General features: G+C 68.2%; 10 protein-coding genes. 7 read left to right on the forward strand and 3 right to left on the reverse strand.

Annotated elements, in window-relative coordinates; all coding sequences use genetic code 11:
* Both ACSDR0_RS48670 and ACSDR0_RS48675 read left to right on the forward strand, forming a co-directional pair.
* Positions 1–240 (forward strand): permease (locus tag ACSDR0_RS48670; protein ID WP_435295791.1); only part of this gene is annotated, 240 nt, incomplete at its 5' end.
* Positions 241–334: 94 nt separating this feature from the next.
* Positions 335–1,174 (forward strand): TIGR03943 family putative permease subunit, encoded by an 840-nt coding sequence (locus tag ACSDR0_RS48675; RefSeq protein WP_435295792.1) that lies wholly within the window; start codon positions 335–337, stop codon positions 1,172–1,174.
* An 88-nt stretch (positions 1,175–1,262) separates the two neighbouring features.
* Here the strand turns inward: ACSDR0_RS48675 and ACSDR0_RS48680 are convergent, their stop codons facing one another.
* Positions 1,263–2,069, reverse strand: a complete 807-nt coding sequence (locus ACSDR0_RS48680; protein ID WP_435295793.1) for a PrsW family glutamic-type intramembrane protease — start codon at positions 2,067–2,069, stop codon at positions 1,263–1,265.
* A gap of 52 nt (positions 2,070–2,121) precedes the next feature.
* Positions 2,122–2,706 (reverse strand): cadmium resistance transporter, encoded by a 585-nt coding sequence (locus ACSDR0_RS48685; protein ID WP_435295794.1) that lies wholly within the window; start codon positions 2,704–2,706, stop codon positions 2,122–2,124.
* A 171-nt stretch (positions 2,707–2,877) separates the two neighbouring features.
* On the opposite strand from ACSDR0_RS48685, the gene ACSDR0_RS48690 reads away from it, so the two are divergent.
* The 5 genes from ACSDR0_RS48690 (at position 2,878) to ACSDR0_RS48710 (ending at position 5,960) form a co-directional block, all read left to right on the forward strand.
* Positions 2,878–3,555 (forward strand): hypothetical protein, encoded by a 678-nt coding sequence (locus ACSDR0_RS48690; protein WP_435295795.1) that lies wholly within the window; start codon positions 2,878–2,880, stop codon positions 3,553–3,555.
* 57 nt (positions 3,556–3,612) lie between these two features.
* A complete protein-coding gene (locus tag ACSDR0_RS48695) occupies positions 3,613–4,035 on the forward strand; it encodes a hypothetical protein (RefSeq protein ID WP_435295796.1) in 423 nt (140 codons plus the stop codon).
* A gap of 3 nt (positions 4,036–4,038) precedes the next feature.
* Complete coding sequence (locus tag ACSDR0_RS48700) at positions 4,039–4,425, forward strand: hypothetical protein (protein ID WP_435295797.1); 387 nt, start codon at positions 4,039–4,041, stop codon at positions 4,423–4,425.
* A gap of 179 nt (positions 4,426–4,604) precedes the next feature.
* Positions 4,605–4,841, forward strand: coding sequence for a hypothetical protein (locus ACSDR0_RS48705; protein WP_435295798.1), 237 nt, complete (start codon positions 4,605–4,607; stop codon positions 4,839–4,841).
* Positions 4,842–5,096: 255 nt separating this feature from the next.
* Positions 5,097–5,960 (forward strand): integrase, encoded by an 864-nt coding sequence (locus tag ACSDR0_RS48710; RefSeq protein ID WP_435295799.1) that lies wholly within the window; start codon positions 5,097–5,099, stop codon positions 5,958–5,960.
* 45 nt (positions 5,961–6,005) lie between these two features.
* Here the strand turns inward: ACSDR0_RS48710 and ACSDR0_RS48715 are convergent, their stop codons facing one another.
* Positions 6,006–6,884 carry a hypothetical protein gene (locus ACSDR0_RS48715; protein WP_435295800.1) on the reverse strand — a complete coding sequence of 293 codons (879 nt, stop codon included), beginning with the start codon at positions 6,882–6,884 and terminating at the stop codon, positions 6,006–6,008.
* Between the last annotated feature and the right edge of the window lie 140 nt (positions 6,885–7,024).

Below are 7,024 nucleotides of genomic sequence, written 5' to 3' on the forward strand. Positions count from 1 at the left end.
GCGCTGCTGGCGGTGCTGCTGTCGATCTGCTCGGAGGCCGACGCGTTCGTGGCCGCCTCGATGACCGCGTTCTCCCCGACCGCGAAGCTGGCCTTCCTGGTGGTCGGGCCGATGGTCGACCTGAAGCTGATCGCGCTGCAGGCGGGCACGTTCGGCAAGTCCTTCGCCCTCAGGTTCGTCCCGCTGACCTTCGCCCTCGCCGTCCTGGTGAGCGTCGTGTTCGGCCGGCTGCTGCTGTGAGGCTCCCCATCCCGTCCTCCCCCTCGCTCCGTGCCACCGGGTACGCCGGCCGCCAGGCCCCGGGACCCACGACGGAAGGAACCGGCGCACCCCGATGAACCGTGTGACCCAGAACCTCGTCCTGACCCTGCTGGGCTGCGCCGTGCTCCGGATCTCGGCGTTCTCCACGACTTACCTCAACTACGTCAAACCCGGCTTCCGGCCGTTCCTGATCGGCGCCGGGGTGGTGCTGGTGGTCCTCGGGCTCATCGGGCTGTTCCAGGCGTCCCGGCCGAAGGAGGCCAAGACCCCGGCGGAGGAGCACGACCGCTCATACGGGGAGGGGCATTCGCACGGGGACGGACAGCCGGACGAGGACGGGGACGGGCAGTCGCAGAAGGACGGGCGCTCGCACGAGGACGGGCACCCGCAGGAGGGTGGGCACGGCCACGCGCACGGGGGGCCTCGGGTCGCGTGGCTGCTGTGCCTGCCGGTGTTCGCGATCTTCCTGATCGCGCCGCCCGCGCTGGGCTCGTTCGCCGCCTCCCGGGACGACACCCCGCCGCCCCGCGACCAGAGCCTGGGCTCCTTCGCCCCGCTGGCCGGCACCGGCCCCGTGGACATGACGGTCGGCGAGTTCATCGGCCGGGCCTGGGACGACGACAAGAAATCCCTCACCGGCCGCGAGGTCAGGCTGACCGGCTTCGTCTCACCGGCCAAGAAGAAGGGGCAGTGGTACGTCACGCGCATGCAGATCGCCTGCTGCGCCGCGGACGCGTTCCCGCTGAAGATCGCGGTCAGAGGGCTTCAGGCGCCCCCGGCCGACACCTGGGTCGAGGTCACCGGCACCTGGATCCCGCAGACCTTCGGCAAGATGCCCAACGGGGTCATCTACCCGCAGATGACCGGCAAGAACCTCACAAGGATCGAGCCCCCCGACGAGCAGTACGAGTAGGCCGGAAAGGCCGTACGGCCTCGCATCGCCGGCGCTCGCAGCGCTGAGGTCCGCACGGGCCACGCGATGTGGGTGCGTGCCCGGAAGGTCAGGCGCGGGACGGTTCCGGCATCGGCGCCGGTTTCATATCTCGGGTGGCCCGGTGGAACAGCCAGTAGCTCGCCACGGCGACGACGAGGAAGAGCAGCCTGGCCGGCCGGGGGATGTCCAGGATGAGCAGGCCGTCGCTGAGCGAGTGGAGCATGGCCGCCGTGACGAAGGCGACGACGATGGGGACGGTGAGGACGGCGCGACCCCGGGCCTGCCAGGCGCCGAAGGCCACCGCGCAGACCAGGCCTGTCCAGACGAGGTGGCTGAAGGGGGTACTGAGGCCGCGCAGGAGGAGGACCGTGCCCGCACCCACGGCGCCGTCGTGGTTGGCGACGCTCTTCCAGGCGTAGGCCATCGACTCCATGATCGCGAAGCCGGTCGCGCAGGACAGGCCGAGCGCGACCCCCGCGGCCTTGGTGAGGTGGCGGCCGGTGAGCGCGACCGCGAGGGGCGGGACGAGTTTCGCGGGCTCCTCGATCCATCCGACCCGCAGGATCGAGGTGCTGTTCTTGGCGGAGATGAAGAGGGCGTCGAAGTAGCCGCCGAGCAGGAGTGCCACACCCCCGCCGAACAGGAACATTCCCATCAGCGTCATGGGCGGCACGCTGGTGGCGATGTGGATGCGGTCGTGGATGGCCAGCAGGAGCGCGAAGGGCCCGGCCGCGGCCCCGTAGAAGAAGGCCGCGGGCAGGACCGCCTGGTTGCCGGCCGCCTGCATCATGGCGATGAGCGAGAAGGACAGAACGATCAGGGCGATCCACACCTTGAACCATCGATGCTGGTAGAAGCGCAAATGGTCTCGCATGGCAAGTAATTCCCCAGTGCATATGCCCTAAATTCAGACTAAATGTCCATATTTATCTAAATATGGCCTCCGCCACGATGACGGCGCCGATGACCATGAACACCACGGGCACCAGCCACGCGCCCGTCCGCTCCACCAGGGCGATGATCTTCTTGTGCGCCCCGAGCCACGAGGCCGCCAGGCACCAGACCGCGACGAGGACCGTGAACACGACCACCGTGACGGCGCTGGACGCCGGCCCGATCGTGCGGAACAGCGGGGTGTAGACGGAGATGTTGTCGGCCCCGTTCGCGACGGTCACCCCCGCGATCGAGAGCACGCCCGAGGCGACCCTGGGCGCCTCGCCGTCATCGTCCCCCCCGGCCCTCCCGGCTTTGACCAGACCCCACACCCCCATGCCGAACGGCACCAGGCCGAGCAGTCCCACCCAGCGGTCCGGTACCACGGCGAGCCCGAGGGCCGCCGCGGCCGAGACGGCCACCAGCGCGGCGATGCCCGCGTACTGGCCGACGACGATCTGCCAGGGACGGGGAACGCCATTCGCCCTGGACGCCAGGAAGAGCACCGTCAGAATGATGATGTCGTCCACGTTGGTGCCGGCGAAGACGGCGGCGGCCGTACCGATCGCTTGAATCACGCGCGTATTATGTCGGCTCCCCTTCCGAGTACGCGACGACCGTGGTCAGCCGAGAGCTACGGGCGTTATGATCACTTTCATCCGCTCTTGCCAGCCCCCCGGAGACCGCACGTGGGCTATCCGCCGCAGTACGGCCAGCCGCCGCGGGGCGAGACGGGGCGAGGTCTGGTCGTGATAGTCATCACGGCCCTCGGCGTGGCCATCGGGGCGGTCGTCACCGTCTTCATGGTGTTCAACCCGCCCTCGTCGCCGCCGGGCGCGTCCCCGACGCGCGGCGGCGAGCACTCGGAGGCCTCGGTCCGCCAGGCCGTCCAACCGGCGCTCGACGCCTACAGCAGCGGGTCGTACGGCGACTTCTGGGACCTGTGGACCACCGAGGCGCAGGGCCTGATCGCACGGGAGGAGTACGTGAGGCTCTTCGAGATCTGCCCGCCGCTCGTGGCGAACTCCCCGCTCACCATCTCCACCGTCACGATCACCGGCGACAGCACCAGGGTCCAGGCGACCCGGCTCGACGACACGACGGACTTCGACTTCGCCTTCGAGAGCGGTACGTGGCGGTACGAGCCCTCGCCCGAGGAGCGGCTCGCCTACCAGGCACCGGTCGACCAGATAGCCGAGCAACGGCGGGCCATGGGATTCTGCGGCGCGGTCACTCCCAGCCCCACGGCGCCCACCGTTCCCACCGATCCGGCGAATCCCATCGATCCCGCGAATCCCGCCGATCCCGCGAATCCTGCGAATCCTGCCGACCCCGCGAATCCCTCCGTTCCCTCCGCCCCCGCGGATCCTGGCATTCCCACCAACCCCACGCCCCCCGCCACTCAACCGCCGGGGTTCCTGGAGTGATGGCCTCTGGTGCAGAAGTGCTGCCATAATCCACAATTCACAGCTACTGTCGAACGCATGGCCCACTCCATGCCGGCATGGCGAGACGGCACAGGATCGGAAAAACCATCATCGAATGATCGCGATGGCGCCAGACAAGAATCGGATTCGGTTCCACTGTGGCTGGCACATCTCCAGCGCGGAGAAGGACAAAAGGCAAACGGCACACCGGCTTCCGACACGGCTATCACCATAGAGCTGGATAAAGCGGATTATGAGGCGCTTTCTCGTAAGGCGCGGCTGACCGGAAACCGGGTCGCCGACGTGATCCACGCGGCCGTCCAGCGAGAGATCGGCAACAAACCCCACGTGATCACCTTGATGCATCGCTGGAACCTGCATCGTGAAGACCTCGACACGGCGGCCGACTCCCTCGGGGTCGACCAGCTCTCCGAGGCGGAGTGGGGCCAGATCGGCATCCGCCGTTTCCGGAGGCGCTGAGCCATGCTTCCCGGTCGAGTGCTCGACGTGAGCGCACTGGTCGACATCGCGGTGGCGAAGACCGAATACTCCCGGAGCGTCGCCGCCATGTGTCTCTTCCGTGGCGGCGGGATATGCGTCCCGGCCACCAGCCTCGCGGCCGTCCTGTCCATCTCCCCGATCTCGACCCAGGTGGAGCTGTTCGAGCTCGTCACGACACCCGGCGTGAGGATCGACGACTTCACCCACGGGAAGGTGGGGGACATCGCGGAGATTCTCGACGGCTCTCGCGACATCACGGCCGGACACGTCATCTGGTGCGCCCGCGCCACCAAATGGCCCATCCTCACCGATCGCGGGGCGGAGCTCGTCCAGTACGACCAGAACATCGGGATCGACCCCCTGCCGTAGCGAGGCCCGGTCGGGTGGCATGCGGGTGCCACGGCCCACGGCCGGCCCGCTCCACCACCGGACGCGAGGACCCGGGCCCCGAACGCGACCCGGCATCCATACCTTTTCAGCTTAAAATGATGCCAAATATCATCGCGCGCACGATCGATTTTCAGGGCCATGGCTTTCACACTGGGAGAGTGACATTCCAGACGAGGCGCATCAAGCTAGACATTCCTGACGGACCGGAATACGACCAGGTGCGCGATATGCACGGTCACGCGGTCACGGTGTTCGCGTCCACGGAGATCAACGGCGAACGTTCCCTGAAAATCGGCAGCCGGACTTTGCTGCTGAGGAAGGTGGGCGTGGACGAGGACGAAGAGGGACCGATGGACGTCTACCGGGCCGAGTCCATTTCGGAACCCTCGTACTGAGGATCCGCCTCCACCTCCCGGCGTCCCGAATCCCGCCCGTCCCCTCGGCGGTGTGCCCGCCTCCGGACCGGCCGCACCCGGCCCGGATCCGTGAGCCCACCGCGGGAAGGCCGTGGAGGTACGCCGTGAGAGGTGTCCCGCGTGGAGTGCGCGTGGAGTACGCGTGGGAGTACGCCGTTCCAACGGGGGAACTCGTGAGGGAAACGTGCGCGCCCGTCCGGCGCAAGCCCGTCCAGCACGAGGAGCTCCGACCCGATGCGCATCACCTTCGCCACCGAAGCGGCACCCGGCAGGAAGAACACGGGCACCGAGGAAACCGCAGGTAACGACGACGCCGGCAACGAGGACTTCTTCGGGGCGACCCCGGACGCCTTCGTCCTCCTCGACGGCGCGGGCACCCCGGAGGGGATGGAGACCGGGTGCGTTCACGGCGTCGGCTGGTACGTCCGGTCCCTGGGCTCGACCCTCCTCGCGGGCATGACGCAGGACACGGGAACGCTCACGGAGATACTCGCGAACGGTATAAAGGCCGTCGCCTCCCTCCACGACTTCGTCTGTGACCTCACCCATCCCGGATCGCCCTCCGCCACGGTGGTCATGCTCCGCCGTACGGCCGGAAACCTGGGCTTCCTCGTCCTGGCGGACTCCGTCCTCATCCTGGACATGGCCGGTCAGGCGGAACCGACGGTCGTCCGTGACGACCGGGTGGATCGGATCGGCAGGGCGCACCGGTCGACCGTGGACGGCCTCGCCCACGGAAGCGCCGAGCACGTCACCGCGCGCCGGGAGTACCTGGAGACCATGCGGGACCATCGCAACCGCGAGGGGGGTTTCTGGATCGCCGCCGTCGACCCGCTCACCGCCGAGCAGTCGCTCACCGGCACACTCCCCGCCGACCGGGTACGGGCGGCCGCCCTGCTCAGCGACGGAGCCTCCCGGCTCGTCGACCTGTTCGAGCTGGCCACCTGGCGCGAGGTCCTCGACACCCTCGAACGGTCCGGACCCGGCGAGCTGATCCGCCGGGTCCGCGAGGCGGAGCACGCCGACCCCGACGGCTCCCGCCGACCCCGGACGAAAACCCACGACGACGCGACGGCCGCCTACTGCCTGTTCGGCTGACCTCCGGCCCGCCGACCCGCACGGCAGGCGATCATCCGATGCCCCTCACCCGGACGGCGCCGAACCGTCCAGATGGTGGAACAGCTCGTGCGCCGAACCGATGCTCGCGCGCAACGCCTGCTCCAGTTCGTCGGCCTCACCGCTGAGATGCCCGATCTCGGGCATGCTCAGGGCGTCGGCACCCGACTCGGCGAGCAATTCCTCATAGCGGGGTAACCGCTCCACCAGCGCCTCGATCTGGCCACGGGCCCGGTAGGCACGTTCGGCGTCGGCGACATGGGCCGCGTAACGCTCAAGCGCCTCGACCCTCGCGATGACAGCGTTCTCGCTGTTGGCGAGCACTTGCTCCAGCGGCTTCATCACGGCCGCCACCTCCGGGGTGACCCCGCCACGCATGAGATCGCGGTGTTCTCCACGAAGGGAGGACAGCTTGGCCAGCAGGCGTGCGACCTCCCATTCCTGCGGCGGCAGCATGACGGCGTTCCGTACGTCGTCGAGCAGCCCCTCGGCGTTGACGCGCGAGCGCAGGACGGAGTCGACCGCCAGCCGCGACCGGCCGAGCAGGCGGCTCGCATCGGCGTCGAAGTCGTCGGGGAGAACATAGGAATCGCGGTAGCGGTGCGCGAGATCGTACAGTTCCTGCTCCGGGCTGTCGCTCTCCTCGGAATCCCTCGCCGCCCTGATCGCGGCGAAAACGAAGTACGCGAGCATGATGAGCAGCAGGATTCCGAGCCCGGCCCCTTCTTGGAAGGAAAGCACCGCCAGAAAGCCGACCGCCGCGAACATACCGGCGATGGCCGGGAGAACCGCGGATTTCCTCGGCGGATTCTCCAGCGGCTTCCAACCGGCTCGTATGCGTCTGAGCATGGAGGGATTCGCACGAAGCAGATCCGCGACCTCCGGCGGCAGGCCGGGGTCGACCATCACACCGGGCCGTTGTCTTCCTGGGCCTTCCAGATCCCCACCTTCCTTCCGGTGGTCATTCTAAGAACGTGTTTGAGAGGTGATCGTGAAGCCATCCCGTGAGGGGTAGGGGTGCAGGTATGACACGACGGCCCTTTCTA

It is taken from the genome of Streptosporangium sp. G11, assembly GCF_051192615.1.
Lineage (GTDB): Bacteria > Actinomycetota > Actinomycetes > Streptosporangiales > Streptosporangiaceae > Streptosporangium.

Coding starts and splice junctions, on each gene's coding strand:
- ACSDR0_RS48700 (WP_435295797.1), top strand. CDS start 4,039: ATGCTTCCCGGTCGAGTGCTCGACGTGAGCGCACTGGTCGACATCGCG.
- ACSDR0_RS48715 (WP_435295800.1), bottom strand. CDS start 6,884: ATGGTCGACCCCGGCCTGCCGCCGGAGGTCGCGGATCTGCTTCGTGCG.
- ACSDR0_RS48680 (WP_435295793.1), bottom strand. CDS start 2,069: ATGCGAGACCATTTGCGCTTCTACCAGCATCGATGGTTCAAGGTGTGG.
- ACSDR0_RS48675 (WP_435295792.1), top strand. CDS start 335: ATGAACCGTGTGACCCAGAACCTCGTCCTGACCCTGCTGGGCTGCGCC.
- ACSDR0_RS48695 (WP_435295796.1), top strand. CDS start 3,613: ATGGCCCACTCCATGCCGGCATGGCGAGACGGCACAGGATCGGAAAAA.
- ACSDR0_RS48710 (WP_435295799.1), top strand. CDS start 5,097: ATGCGCATCACCTTCGCCACCGAAGCGGCACCCGGCAGGAAGAACACG.